The sequence below is a fragment of the Halorubrum californiense DSM 19288 genome, assembly GCF_000336875.1.
Taxonomy (GTDB): domain Archaea; phylum Halobacteriota; class Halobacteria; order Halobacteriales; family Haloferacaceae; genus Halorubrum; species Halorubrum californiense.
On record NZ_AOJK01000072.1, the window covers coordinates 129,995 to 147,142 of the forward strand.

The window sequence follows — 17,148 nt, forward strand, 5'->3', positions numbered from 1 at the left end:
AGACGGTATGGTAGATCCGACCTCGGAACTCGAGGAGGACGTCGACGAGGAGTCCGCGCCGAGTTGCGCGACGTGCGGCGAGCCGGCGCTGGGGACCGGCCATCGGACGGTCACGTGGGTCGACGGCGACGACGTCGTCCACCGGCACTTCTGTTCGGAAGCCTGTCGAGAAGACTGGGACGACGAGCGGCCGTCGGCCGAGAGATAGCCGGCACGGCGAGGACGGCGACGGACGGCGGGAGGCTTTTTGCCCGCGGGGGTGGTAGCGTCCGGTATGATATCGCTCGACGAGGCCGTGACGGCCCGACTGGAGTCACACGGGGAGCGCTTCGAGGTCCTGATCGACCCCGACGCCGCGCTCGCGATCAAGCGCGGGGAGTTCGAGGGCGACCTGGAGGAGGTCATCGCCGCGGAGGACGTCTTCGAGAACGCCTCGCGCGGTGACCGTCCCGCGGAGGAGGACCTGGAGACCGTCTTCGACACCACGGACCCGCTCGAAATCATCCCAGAGGTCGTCGAGCGCGGGGAGATACAGATCACCGCCGAGCAGCGCGCGGAGATGCAAGAGCGAAAGCACAACCAGCTGGTGACCACCATCACGCGGAACGCCGTGAACCCGCAGATGGACGACTCCCCGCACCCGCCCGAGCGGATCGAGCGCGCGCTGGAGGAGGCCGGGTTCCAGATCGACCCGATGGAGCCGGTGGAGAACCAAGTCGACGACGCGCTCGACGCGCTCCGACCCGTGATCCCGATCCGGTTCGAGGAGGTGACGATGGCGGTCCAGCTCCCCGCCGACTACGCGGGGTCCGGGCAGGCGCAGATCCGCGAGTTCGGGGACCTCGAACGCGAGGAGTGGCAGAACGACGGCGGGTGGGTGGGGGTGCTCACCTTCCCGGCCGGGCTCCAGAACGACCTCTACGACCTCGTCAACGAGGTCACGTCCGGCGAGGGCGACGCCCGCGTGATTAAGGACAAAGACGAACTGCGGACGCGCTGACGGGAGCGGACCGTCCGCCGACGCCGGTACGGGTCGAACTCGGCTGGGCAGCGACCGCGACCACGGCCGCAGTTTCACCGCCTCCGGGACGTTGATACCGGCGGAACGCGGCTCGGATCGCATGCATCCACGCGCGGCGGAGTTCGCGGAACGGGCGCGGGAACGGTACGGCGTCGACGTCGAGGTGCTGGAGTTCGAGGCCGGCACGGAGACGGCGGCCGCCGCGGCCGACGCGCTCGGCTGCGAGACGGGCGCCATCGCGTCGACCATCGTCGTCTCCCTCTCCGGGGGCGAGCGGGACGGGACGCTCGTCGCCGCGGTCACGAGCGGGGCGAACCGGCTCGACCTCGACGCCGTCGCCGATCACTTCGACGCCGACGCCGCCGAGATGGGCGACCCGGACCGAATCTGCGAGGTCGTCGGCTGGAGCATCGGGGGCGTCCCGCCGATCGGTCACGACGCCGCGCTGCCGACCGCCTTCGACCCGACGCTCACGGGGTACGACACCGTCTACGGCGCGGCCGGGACGCCGAGCGCGGTGTTCGCGGTCGACCCCGAGCGGCTCGCCGAACTCGCGGACGCGACCGTCGTCGACCTCACGGAGTGACCACCAGCGACCCGCATCGGGAGCGCGCCCGCCGCGTTGTTAAATCGAGGCGCTCTCGGCGCCTGTGTTATTAATTCTGACTTGTGAAATAATAGCCTTTTTCTATTAAACGGCGGTACGATCGGTATGACTCACTCACGGCGGTCAGTGCTGCGACTGGGTGCCGGACTCGCGGTCGCGGGAACCGCGGCGTCGATAGCGGGGTGTTCCGGCGCCGGGGACGGCGGGTCCGAGGGGTTCGACTCGGGCTACGCCGCCTTCTTCACCCTCAACGACTGGGCCAACGAGGTCGCGGGCGATCGCGCGAGCTTCGAGGACCCGGTCGACGTGGGACAGCTCGGCCACGGGTGGACGNCCCTCAACGACTGGGCCAACGAGGTCGCGGGCGATCGCGCGAGCTTCGAGGACCCGGTCGACGTGGGACAGCTCGGCCACGGGTGGACGCCGGACGGGACCCTCGCCGCGGACGTCGCCGCGACGGACGCGTTCGTCTACCTCGACAGCCCGGAGTTCTCGTGGGCGCAGGACCTGGCCGAGACGCTGGAGAGCGACTACGACTCCGTCGCCGTGATCGACGCGCTCGACGGGCTCGAAGACGACCTGCTCGACTGGGATCACTCGCACGGCGAGGAAGAAGGGAGCCACGACGAGGGGGGCGACGGTCACGAGGGCGACGACCACGACGGGGGAGACGAGACCCACGACGAGACCCGGTACGACCCCCACGTCTGGGTCGACCCGGTCCTCGCGGGCGAGATGGTCGACGCGATTGCGACCGGGTTGGGCGAGGCGGACCCGGACAACGCCGACGCGTACGCCGCGAACGCCGACGCGTACGCCGAGGAACTCGGCGCGGTCGACGACGCGTTCGAGTCGATCGCCGACGGGGCCGCGCGCGACGTGGCGGTGCTCGCGGGCCACAACTCCTTCCAGTACCTGGAGGCGCGCTACGGGTTCCGGCTCCACTCGCCGGTCGGCGTCTCGCCGCAGAACGAGCCGACGACCTCGGAGATATCCGACACCATCGACCTCGTCGACGCCGAGGGGATCGACGTCGTGCTGTACGACCGTTTCCAGTCGCCGCGGCTCGCCGAGTCGATCGTCGAGAACAGCGAGGCGACGGAGGCGGTCCCCGTCACGCCCGCCGGGGGGACGACGCGGGAGTGGAACGACGCCGGGTACGGCTACGTCGAACAGATGACCGAGGTCAACGTCCCCGCGTTCGAGCGGGCGTTCGACGCGCAGTGAGCCGATCCGACCTCGCGTCGACCGTCGAGCGCTCCGGTGACGGCGGCGCCGTCGCCGGACTAAAAGAGCTAAACGTGCGGCCGACCCAAGACGGACACACGCAGTGAGCGCAATCGTCGACCTCGACGGCGTGACGTTCTCGTACGGCGACACGGTCGCCGTGAGCGACGTCTCTCTGACCGTCGACGAAGGGGACTTCCTCGGGCTCGTCGGCCCGAACGGCTCCGGGAAGACCACGCTGCTCCACCTCATGCTCGGCCTCCACGAGGCCGACGAGGGGTCGGTGGAGCTGTTCGGCCGACCGATCGAGGAGTTCGGCGACGGCGGCCGGATCGGCTACGTCTCCCAGAAGGCGACGAGCCGCGGCGGCGCGATGCCGGTCACGGTCCGCGAGTGCGTCACCATGGGCCGGTTCGCGCACGCCGGGCGGGGGCGCCTCTCCGAGGCCGACCGCGCCGCCGTCGCGGACGCCATCGAGACGGTGGGTATCGGGGACCTGACCGACCGGCTCGTCTCGGAGCTGTCCGGCGGGCAGAAGCAGCGCGCGTACATCGCCCGGGCGCTCGCGAGCGACGCCGACCTGCTCGCGCTCGACGAGCCGACGGTCGGCGTCGACGCCGAGTCGCGCGACGCCTTCTACGCGCTCCTCGACGAGCTCAACGACGAGGGGATCACGATCATCCTCATCGAACACGACATCGGCGTCGTCACCGACCGCGCGGACCGCATCGCCTGCATCAACACCGAGCTGTACCACCACGGGGACACCGAATCGTTCGTCGAGAGCGACGCCCTCGGGGAGGCGTACGGCGCGACGGGACAGGTCGTCCACCACCACCACTGATGAGCGGGGACTCGGGCGTCCAGACCGGCAATCGCGCCGACCCCGGGCGGAGCCGCCGCCGGACCGCGGAGCTCGTCGGTATCGGGGTCACGGGCGTCGTCGCGGTCGGCATGCTCGGATTCCTCCTGTTGTACTGGGCGCAGGACCTCCCGGTCGCGAGCGACCTGTACGCCGCGTTCCGCTCGCTCGGCCGGGGGATGGACGCCGCGTTCGGCACGAACGTGTTCCGCCATCCGATCATGTGGCAGTCGATGGCGGTCGGCGTGCTCGTCGGGGTGGTCGCCCCGCTCGTCGGCTCCTTCCTCGTCCACCGCGAGATGGCGCTGATCGGCGAGACGCTCGCGCACACCGCGTTCGCGGGCGTCGCGGTCGGTATCCTCCTGACCTCCTCGACGGGGTGGAACGGGTCGCTCCTGCTCGTCGCGCTCGTCGTCGGCGTCCTCGGCGCGCTCGCGGTCCAGTGGCTCACCGAGCGCACCGACGCCTACGGGGACGTGCCCATCGCGATCATGCTCAGCGGGAGCTTCGCGGTCGGCACGCTGATCATCAGCTACGGCGACGGGCTCACCGGGGTCAACGTCGAGGGGTTCCTGTTCGGGAACCTCGCGGTGGTCACGCCGGAGGGGGCCCGCCTGATGGGCGCGCTCTCTTTGATCGTCGTCGCCGGCGTGGCGCTGACGTACAAGCAGCTCCTCTTCATCACCTTCGACGAGCAGGCCGCGCGGGTCGCGCGGCTGAACGTCACCGGCTACAACACCCTGCTCGTGGTGTTGACCGCGGTCGTCGTCGTCGGCGCGATGCAGGTGCTCGGCGTCATCCTCGTCGCCGCGATGCTGGTCGTCCCCGTCGCGGCCGCCTCGCAGGTCGCCCGGAGCTTCCGCGAGACGATGTATCTCGGGGTGATCTTCGGCCAAGTGTCGGTGATCGGTGGCTTCGCGGTCTCGATCGGACTGGGGCTCCCCTCCGGGGGATCGATCGTCGTCACGGCCATCGCGGTGTACCTCGCGAGCGTCGTCGCCTCCGGCTCCTCCGTGACGGCCGTCTCGGCGCACGGGTGAGCCCGGACGGCCCGCGCGGTCCCGGTCAGGAGGACGGGCCGCGTCCGGTTTCCACAGACCCTTATGTCGCGGCCGCGACCCACGCGTATGGGAGACACCGAGACCTACACGATCACCGGTCCCGACGGTGACGAAGAGTCGTTCGAACTGCCCGCCGGCCTCGTCGACGTGCTCAGCGAGCAGGGCGAGCCCGCGACCGCCGTCGTCTCCGACGTGGTCGTCCAAGCGATGGCCCAGCAGGCGCACGTCATCGTCCACCACAGCGAGGGCGACGTGCCCGAGGACATCGCGGAGATGAACGAGACGGCCGCGGAGCTGTTCGAGGAGCGCTTCGGGCAGCCGCTCGAAGAGGCGCTCGGCCACTCGCACTGAGCGGGGTTGACGGTTCTTTCCGCGCGAACGAGTTCGGCTCGGCCGGCCGCTTAAGCCGGTCGGGCCCCTACGTTTTCGCATGCCTACCGACCCGACCGGCGCCGACGCGCCGGTGTTGATCTTCGACGGCGACTGCCCGTACTGCTCGGTCGCGGCGGTCGCGCTCCGCCGGCTCGACGGCGTCGTCGCGGTCCCGTGGGAGGCCGACGCCGTCGGCCGGTTCCTCGACGCGCAGTTCGGCTCGCGCCCGTTCGCGATGGTGTTCGTCGACCCCGTCGAGCGCCGCGTGTACGCCGGGCGCTCGGCCGCCGAGGAGCTGGCGGAGCGCGCGGGCACCCCCGGGATCGTCGGCGGGCTCGTCCGCGACAACTACGACACGATCGCCGACGTCGTCGGGACGCTCTCCGGACGCGACCGCGACCCGGCGGACTTCCACGACACCTACCCGCTCGACGACGAGGCGAACGATCTGGTGGGATCGCTCCGGTCGGCCGCCGCCGAGGCGCCGACCGCGCTGTCGTGAGGCGGTGCGCGACCGCGGCTTCGACGGTGATCGGCCGATGAGCGACGCCGCGGGGGGCAGCTACACGCTCGTCGTCGACCTCGCGGCCGACGCGACGCTGTCGGCGGGCGCGCTCGGCGAACACCGCCTCCCGGCCGGCGCGTACGCGTACACGGGGAGCGCGCTCGGGTCGGGGGGCTTCTCGCGGGTCGACAGACACCGCCGGACCGCGAGCGGCGACCACGACGTCCGCCACTGGCACGTCGATTACTTGCTCGGCCACCCGGCCGCGCGGATCGACCGCGTCGTGCGCAGCGTCGGCGCCGACGTCGAGTGCGCGGTCGCCGAGCGCCTGCCGGCCGGCCCGGTCGACGGGTTCGGCGCCTCCGACTGCGACTGTCCGAGCCACCTCGCGGCCGCCGGCGCGTCCGCGGCCGCCGAGGGCGACGGCGTCGTCCGCGACGCCCTCGACGCCCTCGCAGAGCGGGCGCTGGCGGCGCACGAAGAGGCGGTCGCGGCGTCCGACGACCCGAACGCGACCGTCGAGATCGTCGCGGGCTCGGGAGAGTGAGCGGTCGCGCGGCGGCCGCTCAGAGGTCGTACCGGTCGACAACCTGCCGCAGCTGCTCCTCGCGGCCGTCCATGGCGTCGTCGCGGAGCACTTCTTCGTCCTCTGTCGGACACGCCAGGTCGGGGACCGGCGTCGGGCGCCCGTCGTCGTCGAGCCCGACGAACGTGAAATAGGAGGTGGTGGTCCGGCGCGTCTCGTCCGTGCGGGGGTTCTCAGCGCGCACGTCCACCTTCACGTCGACGCTCGTCCGACCGGTGTTGAACACGTACCCCTCGATGATCGCGACCTCGCCCATCTCGATGGGGGAGATGAAGTCGACGTGGTCCATCGAGGCGGTGACCACCTGTCGGTTCGAGAAGCGCATGCCGGCGATGGCGCCGCAGATGTCCATCCAGTGCAACACGGCGCCCCCGAGCGCGCGGCCGAGGTTGTTCGTGTCGTTCGGGAGCAGCATCTCCGTCATCTCGGTGTGCGAGGAGGCGAGCGTGGCCGTCTCGTCCATGTCCGTCGTGGGAGGGCCGCCGACTTGAACGGCGGGCTTCGTCGGCGGCCGGGCGGGAAGCGAAGTCGAAGGAGGCCGGGCGAGAGAGAAAACTGACGCCGACGCGGCCACTCAGCGCTCTTCCGAGGGATCGCCGTCGCCGCCGAACCGGACCGAATCCTGCGAACGGCCAGCCTCGTCTATCACCTCGTCGGTCACGACGATTGGACAGTCGACGCGCACGGCGAGCGCGAGCGCGTCGGAGGGGCGGGCGTCGAAGACGAACCGCTCCGGTTCGCCGTCGTCGTAGCGCTCGGCGTCGACCTTCGCGTAGAAGGTGCCGTCGTGGAGGTCGTCGACCCGGACGCGGTCGATGGCGCCGCCGAACTCCGTGAGGACCTCGACGAGCAGGTCGTGGGTGAGCGGTCGGTCGAACGGTTCGCCCTCCAGCGCCATCCCTATCGAGCGGGCCTGGTCGCCGCTGACGAAGATGGGGACGTACTCGCCGCGCGCGGAGAGGATGACCGCCGGGACGTCGCCGCTCGGCGCCGAGCCCGCGCCGACCCCGACGACCTCGGCTTCGTGTTCCATATGGGAACGTGGAGACGGCGGCTTGAATAGCTGTCCCACGAGCGGACCCCGCCGCTCGGCGACCCACCCTTCCGGGTACTGCCAATTTCGACGCGCAGTCTCTCTATTTCGACGCGCGGTACCAGTACGCCCACGCGAGCGTGAACACGAGCGCGGCGCCGAGGAAGAAGACGACTCCCGGCTCGACGAGCGAGACGGCGTACTCCGCGAGCGGGTCGCCGACGAGTTCGACCACGCCGTCGGCACCGTTGGCGCCGTCGGCGGCGGTGTTCTGGTCCGGCACGCTCTCTATCGTTGGGCCGTCGCCCCCGTCCCCGCCGTCGACGACGCCCGCGTCGTCCCCGCCGGAGCGCTGGGCCGTCTGAAAGCCGCCGAGCGACCCGACCGAGAGCAGCCGCTGTGCCGCGATCGCGGCGAGGCCGATGAGCCCGTAGCCGCCGAGCAGGCGAATCAGGGCGGTCTTGATGCCGGTCGACTCCTCGGAGCCGCCGGAGAACAGCACCAGCGGCTCGTCCGCGGCGGCGTACACGTCCATCTCGCGGCCCTTCTCGGAGTAGGCGGTGTCGACGACGTCGACGAGGTCGGCCTCGTCGAGCCGCGAGAGGTGGTACTGGACGTTCTGGAGCGAGGTGTCGACCTCGTCGGCGAGTTCGGACTTGGTGGCCGGCCGGTCGTGGAGCGTCGAGAGGATGGTCCGCGCCGTCTCGGAGCCGAGGGCGGCGATGAGGTCGTCGGCCTCGTCGTCGTCGACGCCGACGACCCGGGGCTCGCGCTCCTCGGGGGTCGCGTCCGGCAGGGAGGGCAACAGCCGGGACATACGAACACGTGAAACGCGTGAGAATACAAATTTGTTGGATCGTCGGGAACGCGCGGCCGTCGGGCCGCGGCCCGGATCCAGCGACCGACTCACAAACCCTAAACGCGGTGACCGAGTACGACGGGTGATGACAGAGCCGTCACGGGGGAGCGAGGAGGCGCCCCCGTCGACCGACCGATCCCCGCGGGCCGACGGCGGCGACCTCGACGATGCGCCGCGTCCCGACCCCGCCGGCGACAGCGAGGGGGGGGTTACCGTCGTCGGGACCGCGCACGTCTCGGAGAGCTCAGTCGACGAGGTCGAGGAGACGATAGAGCGGGAGCGCCCCGACGTCGTCGCCGTCGAACTCGACGAGGGGCGCTACCGCCAGCTCAACGGCGAGACGCCCGACGACCTCGACGCCGGCGACCTGCTCAGGGGGAACACGGTGTTCCAGTTCCTCGCGTACTGGATGCTCTCGTACGTCCAGACGCAGCTCGGCGAGCGGTTCGACATCGAACCGGGGGCGGACATGAAAGCCGCCGTCGACGTCGCCGAGTCGTTCGGCATCGACGTCGCCCTCGTCGACCGCGACATCCAGACCACGATCCAGCGCTTCTGGGCCCGGATGACGGTCACCGAGAAGCTCCGGCTCGTCGGCGGGCTGGCGTTCGGCGTCAGCGACCCGCGCGTCGCCGGCGTGATCGGCGGGCTGCTCGTCGGGCTCCTCGCCGGGCCGGCGATCGGGATCTTCGGCGGCGCCGTCGGGATCACGACCGGGATTCTGACGAGCGTCGCCGCGGGCGTCCTCGTCGCGCTCGTCGTGGGAATCGCCGTCGACCAGGTCGGGACGCTCGCGCTCTCGCCGGACCAGCGGCTCTACGCCGCGGTCGGCACCGGGCTGGCCGCCGGCGTCGTCGCCGGAGTCACGGGCGTCGCGAACGGCGTCGTCTCGGCGTACCTCGGCGGGTTCCCCGTGACGGCGATCGGCGGCTTCGGGATCGGCATCGGCCTCGGGCTGGTCGTCGGGGCCGTCCTCGCGGTCGCGGTCGGCGCGTTCTCCGGCGGCGAGGTCGACGCCGAGGCCGGCGGGATCGAGGAGCTCGACGAGGCGGACCTCACCGACACGGACGTGGTGACGATGATGATGGAGGAGTTCCGGCAGTTCTCCCCGGGCGGCGCGGAGGCGCTCATCGACGAGCGCGACGCGTTCATCGCCCACCGGCTCGTCGCGCTCCGCGAGGCCGGCCACGACGTGGTCGCCGTCGTCGGCGCCGGCCATCAGGCCGGGATCGAGGGCTACCTCGCGGACCCCGCGACCCTCCCGCCGATGGACAGTCTGGTCGGCCAGGAGTCCGGTCGGGGGCTCCCGTGGAAGAGGGGGCTCGGCTACGCGATCACGGTCGGCTTCGTCGGCTTCTTCCTCCTGTTGGCGCTCGGCGGCGCGGGGAACGCGTTCCTGCTCCGACTGTTCGGCGCGTGGTTCCTGATCAACGGCGTCTTCGCGTTCGCGTTCGCGAAGGTGGCCGGCGCGCGCTGGCTCTCGGCCGGCGTCGGCGGCGCCGTCGCGTGGATGACCTCGATCAACCCGCTGCTCGCGCCCGGCTGGTTCACCGGCTACGTCGAGCTCCGGAGCCTGACGGTGAACGTCGCGGACATCGGCGCGCTCAACGACCTGCTCGGCGACGAGACGCGGTCGGTCGGCGAGCTGGTCTCCGCGATGCTCGACGTGCCGCTGTTCCGGCTCATCGTCGTCGTCGCGATGACGAACGTCGGGAGCATCGTCGCGAGCTTCCTCTTCGCGGCGTACGTGATCCCGGCGATGTTCGGCGCCGAGGTCGGCGGCGTCGATGACGTGGGCCGGCTGCTCGTCGACGGCGCGATCAACGGTGCGGAACTCATCCGCGGCGCCGTGGGGGGACTCGCATGAGCGGCGGCAGCACGGTCTCCGGGCGCCGGATCGCGGGGCTCTACTTCAGCGGACAGGAGCTCCGCGACCTGCTCGTCGCGTGGCTCGCGCTCGGCGTGGCGTTCACCCTGTTCTTCGTCGGCGGGTCGGGCGGGATCGGCCGGATCCTCGCCGCGGGCGTGGTCCCGCCGCTGTTCGTCGCGCTCGCGACCGCGGGAGTCGCCTTCCTCCTCCACGAGGTCGCGCACAAGGTGGTCGCGGTCCACTACGACCAAGTCGCGGAGTTCCGCGCGGACAACAGCATGCTGTTCCTGGCCGTGATGAGCTCGCTCCTCGGGTTCATCTTCGCCGCGCCGGGCGCCGTCCACCACCGCGGGCGGCTGACGCCCCGCGAACACGGCCACATCGCGCTCGCCGGGCCCGTCGTGAACCTCGGGCTGATGGTCGTCTTCTCCCCGCTGTTCGCGCTGGGCGGAATCCTCGGCAGCGAACTCGTCACGATCCTCGGCGCGCGCGGCATCGCGATCAACGCGTTCCTCGCGGCGTTCAACCTCGTCCCGTACGGCCCCCTCGACGGGAAGACGGTGATGGGGTGGAGCAAGCCGGTCTGGGCGGCCATCTTCGTTCCCTCGGTGCTGCTCGCCTTCGGGCTCGTCTTCGTGGTCGGGCTCGGATTCGGCGGCCCGTTCTGAGACGCCCACCCGCCGCTCGACTCGTTCAGTTATGGCCCGCCGGAGCGGAGCGTTTTTGCGCCGCCGGCGTGGCCCCACACATATGGCCGAGGGCGACGGGGACGACGACGGGGGACCGGACGGCGGCGAACTCACCTACGCGGACGCGGGCGTCGACATCGACGCGAGCGAGGCCGCGACGGCGGCGCTGATCGGCGCGGTCGGGGCGGACACCGAGGCGGAGGGATCCGGGAGCGAGTACGCCGGGCTGCTCGACATCGGCGACCGCTACCTCGCGCTCGCGACGGACGGCGTGGGGACGAAACTGCTCGTCGCGGAGGCGCTCGACGACTACTCGACGGTGGGGATCGACTGTATCGCGATGAACGTCAACGACCTCGTCGCGGCCGGCGTCCGCCCCGTCGCGTTCGTCGACTACCTCGCGGTCGACGAGCCGGACGAGCGGTTCGCCGAGCAGGTCGGCGAGGGGCTCGCCCGCGGCGCCGAACTCGCCGACATGGAACTCGTCGGCGGCGAGACCGCGGTGATGCCGGAGGTGGTCCGCGGGCTCGACCTGGCCGGCACCTGCGCCGGCCTCGCCGCGAAGGACGGCGTGTTCGACGGCCGCGCGGAGCCGGGCGACGCCTTGGTCGGCTGGCCTTCGTCGGGGATCCACTCGAACGGGCTCACGCTGGCGCGCGAGGCCGTCACGCGCGACCACGCCTACGCCGACCCCTGTCCGTTCGGCGGCTACGAGACGCTCGGCGACGCGCTGCTCGAACCGACCGCGATATACACCGACCTGCTCGACCCGATGCGCGAGCACGGCGTCCGCGGCGCGGCCCACGTGACGGGCGGCGGCTGGACGAACCTCGAACGCCTCGGCGGCCACCGCTACGTGATCGACGACGCGTTCGACCCCCAGCCGGTCTTCGAATTCGTCCGGTCGGAAGGGAACGTCTCCGACGAGGAGATGTACCGCACGTTCAACATGGGGACCGGGTTCGTCGCCGCGGTCGACCCGGACGCGGCCGAGCCGCTGGCCGACGCGACCGACGGGCGCGTGATCGGGCGCGTCGAAGCGGGCGCGGCGGACGCCGGTGCCGACGACGGGGCGAGCGTCGCGATCCGCGGGCTGGAGCTGTAAGCGGAGGCGGTCGTTCGGACCGGCGGCGCGGTGGACGCCGGTGAGGTGCCGCCGGTCGGTTACGAGGAGTCGTCGCCGCCCTGCGCGGCCTCGACGCGGTCCGCCGTCGACTCCAGCGCGTCGGCGAGGGTCCGTGCCTGCGCGGGTGAGAGGTCGATCTCGTCGGCGTGGGCCGTCAGGTCGTCGATAGCGGTGTTATCGAGTTCGACCTCCAGCGCGACGTGGTCGGGGTTCTCCCGCGGCGCGGTGACGTTCACGACGCCGGGCGCTTCGGCGACGAACTCGTGGCCGCGGGCGCGCCCCTCGACCAGGTCCAGCGTCGTGTAGGCGTTCACGCGGAGCAGGCGGTCGCTCATCGGGCCGCCCCCGGATTCGTTGCCCGCATCGTCAGTCGTCCGCCGGCGTCGACGGCGCGTCCTCCATCGAGTCGTGCTCCGCGTACGGGTACCACGTGCGCTTCGTGTTGTGCATCATCGGGTCCTCGTAGTCGGTCTCCTCCGGCTCGACGAAGGCGTCGAGCTCCGACTCGTCGTGACGGGCGACGAACGCTCGGAAGGATTCCCCCTCGTCGCGCCCGGCGGCGAAGCTCTCGACCAGGTTCGCGATCGCCCCTGGCACCTCGTCGACGGGCACGCGCTGCGTGACCCAGCGGGCGAACTGCGGGTTCTCGCCGAGCCCACCGCCGAGCCCGACGTCGAGCGCCTCGACCGGCTCGCCGTCCTTTCGGGTCTTCATCCCGCGGAGGCTCACGTCGGCGATCTGCGGCTGCGCGCACGAGGCCGTACACCCGGAGAGGTGGACGTGGAACTCGTCGACGCCGTCCGGGAGGTCGACGTTCGCCTTCAGCCACCGAGCGAACCGGACCTGCCGGTTCTTCGTCTCGACGATCGACAGCGAGCAGAACTCGGTCCCGGTACACGCGACCGAGCCGCGCATGAACGGCGACGGGTCGGGCGCGTGGTGTTCGAGGAGCGGCTCGTCGAGGAACTCGTCCAGGGCGTCGTCCGGCACGTCCGTGACGATGACGTTCTGCCGCTGGGAGAGTCGGACCTCGCCGGAGCCGTACTGCTCCGCGAGGTCGGCCAGTTCGAGCACGTCGTCCGCGCCCATCCGCCCGACGAGCACGTTCAACCCGACGAAGTTCTGGCCGTCCTTCTGGTCGTGGACGCCGATCAGGTCGTTGCGTTCGCCCTCGCCGGCGTTGTAGGTGTACTCCTCGCGGACGTCGCGCCCGGCGGTCTTCAGCTCGAAGTCGACGTACTCCGACTGGAGCGTCTCGCGGACCTCGTCCGCGCCCCACTCGTCGACGAGGAACTTCACCCGGGCGTTGTAGCGGTCCTCGCGGTCGCCGTAGTCGCGGAACAGCGCGGAGAGCCCGCCCGCGACGTCGGGAACCCGCTCCGGCGGCACCCACACGTCGATGTCCCGCGCGAGCCGCGGCTCGTTGCGCGCGAGGCCGCCCCCGACCCGGACGTTGAACCCGACGGCGTCCTCGCTCTCGTCGTCGCCGACCGACTTGTACGCAGGCTCGAAAGCGAGGTCGTTGATGTCGCCCTGCCCGGAGCCGTCGGCGGAGCCGGTCACGGACACCTTCCACTTCCGCGGGAGGTTCGCGTGGTCGTCGTCGCGCTTGAACGTCTCGTTGAGGTTCCGAATCACCGGCCACGCGTCGATGACCTCCTGGCCGTCCTTGCCCGCGACCGGGTTCCCGACGATGTTCCGCCAGGAGTCCCCGCAGGCCTGCTGCGTCGAAAGGCCGTTCTCCTCGAGCTTCTCGAAGATTGCCGGCACGTCAGAGAGCTCGATCCAATGGAGCTGGATCGACTGCCGGGTGGTGAAGTCGGCGTATGCGTCGCCGAACACCGGGTTCGTCCCGGGGCCGCGAGCGTACTCGTCGGCGATCTCGCCGACGGTCCGGAGCTGTCCGGGTTCGAGGACGCCGTTCGGGGTCCCGATCCGCATCATGAAGTACCCCTCCTGCCCGTTCCGCTGGTGGTACAGACCCCACCACTTGAACCGCTCGAACCACGCGTCCCGCTCGTCGTCCGGTATCGAGTCGTATCCTTCCTCGGCGAACTCGAACAGGCGGTCGCGGACCTCGTTCCCGTACACCTCCGATTTCCAGTTTTCCACGTCGGTCGGCATCGATCCCGACTACAGCCGACACCCACATAGCTGACAGCGTGGTGTCAACCTTCCCCGGTGCCCCACCAATGTGGCACGTGTTGCCGCTACTCTCCCTGTCGCACTCGACGGACGGCTGAGCGGTCGAATTCGACGAACTCACCCCCTCGAACCCGTCCGATCGGGATCCAGCCGGTCGTCCCCGTCGACCCGCACGCGATACACTGACCGTACACCCGGGCCGCCACGGTCGCGCCGTCGACGCCGACCGACTGGAAGTTCTCGACGACCAGGTCCGTCAGCTCGCAGGCACACAGATCCGACGCGTCGAGCCGCCACAATTCACTGACGCGCACTTCCCGGCTGTCGTTGACGGAGACCCACGCTCCGTCGTCGAGGACGCGCAAACGAGTGGTCACATCGGCGATTCGGCCGCGACGACCCAATGGGTGACGGTGCTCGCAACCGTCGACAGTTTCGATGACGGCCCGGAACCGACAAACCGGCAGACGGGGCGATGACGGCCCGTCGAACCCCGCTCCGAACTACCGGAGAAGTAATCCGGTACCCGAGAGTGGTGGTTCGATTTACAGGTGTACCGTGGCTTATCCCCGTTGTACACGTATTCTCGTGTGATGACCGATTCCGTTCCCGACACAGACGCCGACCGGCCCGACCAAGTCGACGGCGAGCACCGGCAGCACGCGTCCGCGGACGTGGCCCCTGAACTCTTCGACGACCGCTCGGAGGGACAATGAGGGAGCGGGACGACGCCCGATCGACGGACGGAGAGGGCGGAAACGCGGAGAACGAGGCCGATCCGGAGGAGGCGGGAACCGACCCCGACGACGACGCGGACCACCTCGACGGCGTCGAAGACGGCGCGGGCTGTACGGAGATCTGGGAGCGGCTCTCCGAGCGGAGAGAGGAGTGAGCGACGGTCCGCGGCCCGGTCAGGACAGCTGCGCCGCGATGTCGGCCTCGGTGATGATCCCGACCGTCTCGCCGCCGTCGGTGACCATCACGGCCTTGTAGTGGTCGAGGAGGTTACGGACCTCGTCGACGGCCGCCGACGGCGCGACCGTCGGGAACGACTCGCTCATCACCTCGCTGACGGGGTGGTCGCCGACGTTCTCGCCGGCGTGGACGACGTCGCCCTGGCTGATCGAGCCGACGGGCACGCCGTTCTGGAGGACGGGGAGCTGCGAGTACGCCTCCGCCTCCATCAGCTCCACGGCCCCGCTGACGGCGTCGTCCGGCGCGACGCTGATCACGGTCTCGTTCATCAGGTCGGTCGCGCGCACGACCTCTCCCTCCGCCTGCTGGAGGGCGTTGACGATGCGGCGCAGCGTCGAGAGCCGCGGGTCGACGTCGCCGCCCTCGATCCGCGCGATCAGCGGCTGGGAGACGTCGGCGGCGTCGGCGAGCTCGCTCTGTGTCAGGTCCAGGGCGGTCCGTCGCTCACGGAGGTCCTGTGGCGTCGGCAGTTCCATACCGTCTAATTACCCGAGGTTATTAGAAAAGCTTTCGGCACCGTTCGGGCTCGCAGGCCGCGGACCGTGCGCGGGTCGTCCCCGCGACTCGACGCGTCGCGGCCGCGGTTACCGCTCCGGCTCCTCGTCCTCGTCGGCGTCGGTCTCGAAGACGTCGATCACTTCGAGGGGGACGTCGCGGAGCGCGCCGCCGACCTCGCTCTTCGCGATCCGCTCGGCGTGCTCCTCGCTGTCGGCGTTGAACACGTCGATCTCTAAGAGGAGCCCCACGAGGGCCGTGTTCGCCGCGAGGAACGCGGCGTCGAACGGCTCGCCGCAGGCCGGACAGCCGGTGACGCCGGGCTCGACCTCGACGTACTGCTTGTCCGTCTCGTTGAGTCGCTTGCCGGCTTCGCTGACCGCGACGCCGATGGCGTCGTCGGTCTCCTCGACGTCACGGACCAACCAGGCGGCTTCCATCGCGACTTCGTAGTTGCTCATACGCGGTCGGAGGGGCCGCAGGGTTTCTTGTCTTGTGGTTTGGCCGTGGGAGAAAAATGCCCGGTTCGGGGTCGCATACGGCGTCGAGACGCGCCCTACAGCCGGTCGACGATCGCCGCGGTGACCTCGTCGGTCGTCGCCGAGCCGCCGAGGTCGCCGGTGCGCGGCCCGTCCGAGAGGACGCCCTCGACCGCGTCGCGGACCCGCTGTCCCTCCTCGACGTGACCGAGGTACTCGAGCAGCATGGCCGCCGAGAGGACCGCCGCGGTCGGGTTCGCGACCCCCTCACCGGCGATGTCCGGCGCGGTGCCGTGGACCGGCTCGAACAGCCCGTTGTCGTGGCCGACGTTCGCCGACGGGAGCAGGCCGAGGCCGCCGACGAGCCCGGCCGCCAGGTCGGAGAGCACGTCGCCCGCGAGGTTCGGGCAGACGATCACGCCGTACTGGCCCGGGTCGAGCGGGAGCTTCGTCGCGAACGCGTCCATCAGCTCCTCGTCCGCGTCGACGCCGCGCTCGTCGGCGACCGCCGCGACCTCGTCGCGGAACCGGCCGTCCGTCTCGCGCATCACGTTCGCCTTGTGGGCGATCGTGAACCCCTCGTCCGGGTCCCCGGCGGGGCCGCGGCCGTCCTCGACGAAGTCGCAGGCGTACTCGGCCAACTCGCGCGAGGCCGACGAGGTGACGACGCGCGTCAGCGTCGAGAGGTCCTCGCTGAGCCGGTCCTCGTGGCCCGAGTAGACGCCCTCGGTGTTCTCGCGGAGGAACACCACGTCCGTCTCCGGCCGGAGCGCGTCGACGCCCGGGAACGCCTTCGCGGGCCGGACGTTGACGAACGAGTCCACCGCCTCGCGCAGCGGGAGGATCACGTCGGCGGCCGTCTCGCCCGCCGCGCCGAACAGCGTCGCGTCCGCGTCGGCGGCGCGCTCGTACGTCTCGGCCGGGAGCGCCTCGCCGGTCGCCGCTTTCGTCGCGTCGCCGGCCTCCGCGGCGACGAACTCGAAGTCGAGGTCGAGCGACTCCAGCACGTCGACGGCCGCGGGGACGACCTCGCGACCGATCCCGTCGCCCTCGATGACGACTATCTCGTCGGTCATCCGGTTCAGTCGTCCCCCTCGACGTACGGCAGGTCGGCGACCGTCTCGTCGACCTTGCTCCGGTTCGAGTACATCAGCGCGGTCGTGTCCCAGATCCCCTCGACCAAGGCCTCGCGCATCGCGTCGTCGACGTCGACGTCGATGACGGTGTCGCCGTAGG

Annotated in this window: 23 protein-coding genes and 1 pseudogene; 14 read left to right on the forward strand and 10 right to left on the reverse strand. The window is 70.8% G+C overall.

Annotated features, from left to right (window positions below; all coding sequences use genetic code 11):
• Positions 1-7 precede the first annotated feature (7 nt).
• From C463_RS15195 to C463_RS15235, 9 genes are all read left to right on the forward strand, one after another.
• On the forward strand, positions 8-208 hold the full coding sequence (locus tag C463_RS15195; protein WP_008445463.1) for a DUF7576 family protein: 201 nt from the start codon (positions 8-10) through the stop codon (positions 206-208).
• Positions 209-274: 66 nt separating this feature from the next.
• The gene (locus tag C463_RS15200; RefSeq protein WP_008445465.1) at positions 275-1,000 is read left to right on the forward strand and encodes a ribosome assembly factor SBDS; all 726 of its coding nucleotides are present in this window, start codon (positions 275-277) and stop codon (positions 998-1,000) included.
• Positions 1,001-1,121: 121 nt separating this feature from the next.
• Positions 1,122-1,607: a YbaK/EbsC family protein gene (locus tag C463_RS15205; RefSeq protein ID WP_008445467.1), complete on the forward strand. Its 486-nt coding sequence runs from the start codon at positions 1,122-1,124 to the stop codon at positions 1,605-1,607.
• A gap of 126 nt (positions 1,608-1,733) precedes the next feature.
• Positions 1,734-2,855, forward strand: a complete 1,122-nt coding sequence (locus tag C463_RS15210) for a metal ABC transporter substrate-binding protein (protein WP_049906017.1) — start codon at positions 1,734-1,736, stop codon at positions 2,853-2,855.
• A gap of 103 nt (positions 2,856-2,958) precedes the next feature.
• Positions 2,959-3,699: a metal ABC transporter ATP-binding protein gene (locus tag C463_RS15215; RefSeq protein WP_008445471.1), complete on the forward strand. Its 741-nt coding sequence runs from the start codon at positions 2,959-2,961 to the stop codon at positions 3,697-3,699.
• On the forward strand, positions 3,699-4,757 hold the full coding sequence (locus C463_RS15220) for a metal ABC transporter permease (protein WP_008445475.1): 1,059 nt from the start codon (positions 3,699-3,701) through the stop codon (positions 4,755-4,757). Before C463_RS15215 ends, C463_RS15220 begins: the two co-directional genes overlap by 1 nt.
• Positions 4,758-4,844: 87 nt before the next feature.
• Positions 4,845-5,129 carry a DUF7545 family protein gene (locus C463_RS15225; protein ID WP_008445504.1) on the forward strand — a complete coding sequence of 95 codons (285 nt, stop codon included), beginning with the start codon at positions 4,845-4,847 and terminating at the stop codon, positions 5,127-5,129.
• Between the two features lie 79 nt (positions 5,130-5,208).
• Positions 5,209-5,652: a hypothetical protein gene (locus tag C463_RS15230; RefSeq protein ID WP_008445506.1), complete on the forward strand. Its 444-nt coding sequence runs from the start codon at positions 5,209-5,211 to the stop codon at positions 5,650-5,652.
• 37 nt (positions 5,653-5,689) lie between these two features.
• Positions 5,690-6,202: a GIY-YIG nuclease family protein gene (locus C463_RS15235; RefSeq protein WP_049906035.1), complete on the forward strand. Its 513-nt coding sequence runs from the start codon at positions 5,690-5,692 to the stop codon at positions 6,200-6,202.
• 19 nt (positions 6,203-6,221) lie between these two features.
• Here the strand turns inward: C463_RS15235 and C463_RS15240 are convergent, their stop codons facing one another.
• The 3 genes from C463_RS15240 to C463_RS15250 form a co-directional block, all read right to left on the reverse strand.
• Positions 6,222-6,704, reverse strand: coding sequence for an acyl-CoA thioesterase (locus C463_RS15240; protein WP_008445517.1), 483 nt, complete (start codon positions 6,702-6,704; stop codon positions 6,222-6,224).
• Between the two features lie 111 nt (positions 6,705-6,815).
• On the reverse strand, positions 6,816-7,274 hold the full coding sequence (locus C463_RS15245; RefSeq protein ID WP_008445518.1) for a bifunctional nuclease family protein: 459 nt from the start codon (positions 7,272-7,274) through the stop codon (positions 6,816-6,818).
• Positions 7,275-7,377: 103 nt separating this feature from the next.
• On the reverse strand, positions 7,378-8,091 hold the full coding sequence (locus tag C463_RS15250) for an ArsR/SmtB family transcription factor (protein ID WP_008445519.1): 714 nt from the start codon (positions 8,089-8,091) through the stop codon (positions 7,378-7,380).
• Between the two features lie 127 nt (positions 8,092-8,218).
• Between C463_RS15250 and C463_RS15255 the strand changes: the two genes are divergently transcribed.
• The 3 genes from C463_RS15255 to purM all read left to right on the forward strand — a co-directional run bounded on the left by C463_RS15255 (position 8,219) and on the right by purM (position 11,797).
• Positions 8,219-10,000: a TraB/GumN family protein gene (locus C463_RS15255; protein ID WP_008445520.1), complete on the forward strand. Its 1,782-nt coding sequence runs from the start codon at positions 8,219-8,221 to the stop codon at positions 9,998-10,000.
• Complete coding sequence (locus C463_RS15260) at positions 9,997-10,671, forward strand: peptidase M50 (protein WP_008445521.1); 675 nt, start codon at positions 9,997-9,999, stop codon at positions 10,669-10,671. The genes C463_RS15255 and C463_RS15260 overlap by 4 nt, the downstream gene beginning before the upstream one ends.
• An 82-nt stretch (positions 10,672-10,753) precedes the next feature.
• Positions 10,754-11,797, forward strand: coding sequence for a phosphoribosylformylglycinamidine cyclo-ligase (gene purM, locus C463_RS15265; RefSeq protein WP_008445522.1), 1,044 nt, complete (start codon positions 10,754-10,756; stop codon positions 11,795-11,797).
• Positions 11,798-11,856: 59 nt separating this feature from the next.
• Here purM and C463_RS15270 read toward each other — a convergent pair whose 3' ends face one another.
• The 3 genes from C463_RS15270 to C463_RS15280 all read right to left on the reverse strand — a co-directional run bounded on the left by C463_RS15270 (position 11,857) and on the right by C463_RS15280 (position 14,340).
• On the reverse strand, positions 11,857-12,153 hold the full coding sequence (locus tag C463_RS15270) for a DUF6360 family protein (RefSeq protein WP_008445523.1): 297 nt from the start codon (positions 12,151-12,153) through the stop codon (positions 11,857-11,859).
• A 31-nt stretch (positions 12,154-12,184) separates the two neighbouring features.
• Positions 12,185-13,942, reverse strand: coding sequence for a nitrite/sulfite reductase (locus C463_RS15275; RefSeq protein ID WP_008445524.1), 1,758 nt, complete (start codon positions 13,940-13,942; stop codon positions 12,185-12,187).
• Between the two features lie 86 nt (positions 13,943-14,028).
• Positions 14,029-14,340, reverse strand: a complete 312-nt coding sequence (locus C463_RS15280; RefSeq protein ID WP_193365875.1) for a hypothetical protein — start codon at positions 14,338-14,340, stop codon at positions 14,029-14,031.
• Positions 14,341-14,556: 216 nt separating this feature from the next.
• Between C463_RS15280 and C463_RS19970 the strand changes: the two genes are divergently transcribed.
• Positions 14,557-14,679: a hypothetical protein gene (locus C463_RS19970; RefSeq protein WP_008445526.1), complete on the forward strand. Its 123-nt coding sequence runs from the start codon at positions 14,557-14,559 to the stop codon at positions 14,677-14,679.
• A complete protein-coding gene (locus C463_RS15285; RefSeq protein ID WP_008445527.1) occupies positions 14,676-14,855 on the forward strand; it encodes a hypothetical protein in 180 nt (59 codons plus the stop codon). Before C463_RS19970 ends, C463_RS15285 begins: the two co-directional genes overlap by 4 nt.
• A 19-nt stretch (positions 14,856-14,874) precedes the next feature.
• Here C463_RS15285 and C463_RS15290 read toward each other — a convergent pair whose 3' ends face one another.
• The 4 genes and pseudogenes from C463_RS15290 to C463_RS19840 all read right to left on the reverse strand — a co-directional run.
• Positions 14,875-15,414 carry a CBS domain-containing protein gene (locus tag C463_RS15290; protein ID WP_008445528.1) on the reverse strand — a complete coding sequence of 180 codons (540 nt, stop codon included), beginning with the start codon at positions 15,412-15,414 and terminating at the stop codon, positions 14,875-14,877.
• Between the two features lie 108 nt (positions 15,415-15,522).
• On the reverse strand, positions 15,523-15,894 hold the full coding sequence (locus tag C463_RS15295) for a DUF555 domain-containing protein (RefSeq protein ID WP_006113355.1): 372 nt from the start codon (positions 15,892-15,894) through the stop codon (positions 15,523-15,525).
• A gap of 95 nt (positions 15,895-15,989) precedes the next feature.
• Positions 15,990-16,988 carry an isocitrate/isopropylmalate family dehydrogenase gene (locus C463_RS15300; RefSeq protein ID WP_008445537.1) on the reverse strand — a complete coding sequence of 333 codons (999 nt, stop codon included), beginning with the start codon at positions 16,986-16,988 and terminating at the stop codon, positions 15,990-15,992.
• A 5-nt stretch (positions 16,989-16,993) separates the two neighbouring features.
• Positions 16,994-17,148: pseudogene (locus tag C463_RS19840) on the reverse strand (3-isopropylmalate dehydratase small subunit); the annotation flags it as partial.

Excerpts from the sequence above, each read along its gene's own strand:
- C463_RS19970 (WP_008445526.1), top strand. The coding sequence starts at position 14,557 with ATGACCGATTCCGTTCCCGACACAGACGCCGACCGGCCCGACCAAGTC.
- C463_RS15290 (WP_008445528.1), bottom strand. The coding sequence starts at position 15,414 with ATGGAACTGCCGACGCCACAGGACCTCCGTGAGCGACGGACCGCCCTG.
- C463_RS15195 (WP_008445463.1), top strand. The coding sequence starts at position 8 with ATGGTAGATCCGACCTCGGAACTCGAGGAGGACGTCGACGAGGAGTCC.
- C463_RS15275 (WP_008445524.1), bottom strand. The coding sequence starts at position 13,942 with ATGCCGACCGACGTGGAAAACTGGAAATCGGAGGTGTACGGGAACGAG.
- C463_RS15220 (WP_008445475.1), top strand. The coding sequence starts at position 3,699 with ATGAGCGGGGACTCGGGCGTCCAGACCGGCAATCGCGCCGACCCCGGG.
- C463_RS15200 (WP_008445465.1), top strand. The coding sequence starts at position 275 with ATGATATCGCTCGACGAGGCCGTGACGGCCCGACTGGAGTCACACGGG.
- C463_RS15245 (WP_008445518.1), bottom strand. The coding sequence starts at position 7,274 with ATGGAACACGAAGCCGAGGTCGTCGGGGTCGGCGCGGGCTCGGCGCCG.
- C463_RS15205 (WP_008445467.1), top strand. The coding sequence starts at position 1,122 with ATGCATCCACGCGCGGCGGAGTTCGCGGAACGGGCGCGGGAACGGTAC.
- C463_RS15230 (WP_008445506.1), top strand. The coding sequence starts at position 5,209 with ATGCCTACCGACCCGACCGGCGCCGACGCGCCGGTGTTGATCTTCGAC.
- C463_RS15260 (WP_008445521.1), top strand. The coding sequence starts at position 9,997 with ATGAGCGGCGGCAGCACGGTCTCCGGGCGCCGGATCGCGGGGCTCTAC.
- C463_RS15255 (WP_008445520.1), top strand. The coding sequence starts at position 8,219 with ATGACAGAGCCGTCACGGGGGAGCGAGGAGGCGCCCCCGTCGACCGAC.
- C463_RS15250 (WP_008445519.1), bottom strand. The coding sequence starts at position 8,091 with ATGTCCCGGCTGTTGCCCTCCCTGCCGGACGCGACCCCCGAGGAGCGC.
- C463_RS15285 (WP_008445527.1), top strand. The coding sequence starts at position 14,676 with ATGAGGGAGCGGGACGACGCCCGATCGACGGACGGAGAGGGCGGAAAC.
- C463_RS15270 (WP_008445523.1), bottom strand. The coding sequence starts at position 12,153 with ATGAGCGACCGCCTGCTCCGCGTGAACGCCTACACGACGCTGGACCTG.
- C463_RS15235 (WP_049906035.1), top strand. The coding sequence starts at position 5,690 with ATGAGCGACGCCGCGGGGGGCAGCTACACGCTCGTCGTCGACCTCGCG.
- C463_RS15295 (WP_006113355.1), bottom strand. The coding sequence starts at position 15,894 with ATGAGCAACTACGAAGTCGCGATGGAAGCCGCCTGGTTGGTCCGTGAC.
- C463_RS15240 (WP_008445517.1), bottom strand. The coding sequence starts at position 6,704 with ATGGACGAGACGGCCACGCTCGCCTCCTCGCACACCGAGATGACGGAG.
- C463_RS15300 (WP_008445537.1), bottom strand. The coding sequence starts at position 16,988 with ATGACCGACGAGATAGTCGTCATCGAGGGCGACGGGATCGGTCGCGAG.
- C463_RS15225 (WP_008445504.1), top strand. The coding sequence starts at position 4,845 with ATGGGAGACACCGAGACCTACACGATCACCGGTCCCGACGGTGACGAA.
- purM (WP_008445522.1), top strand. The coding sequence starts at position 10,754 with ATGGCCGAGGGCGACGGGGACGACGACGGGGGACCGGACGGCGGCGAA.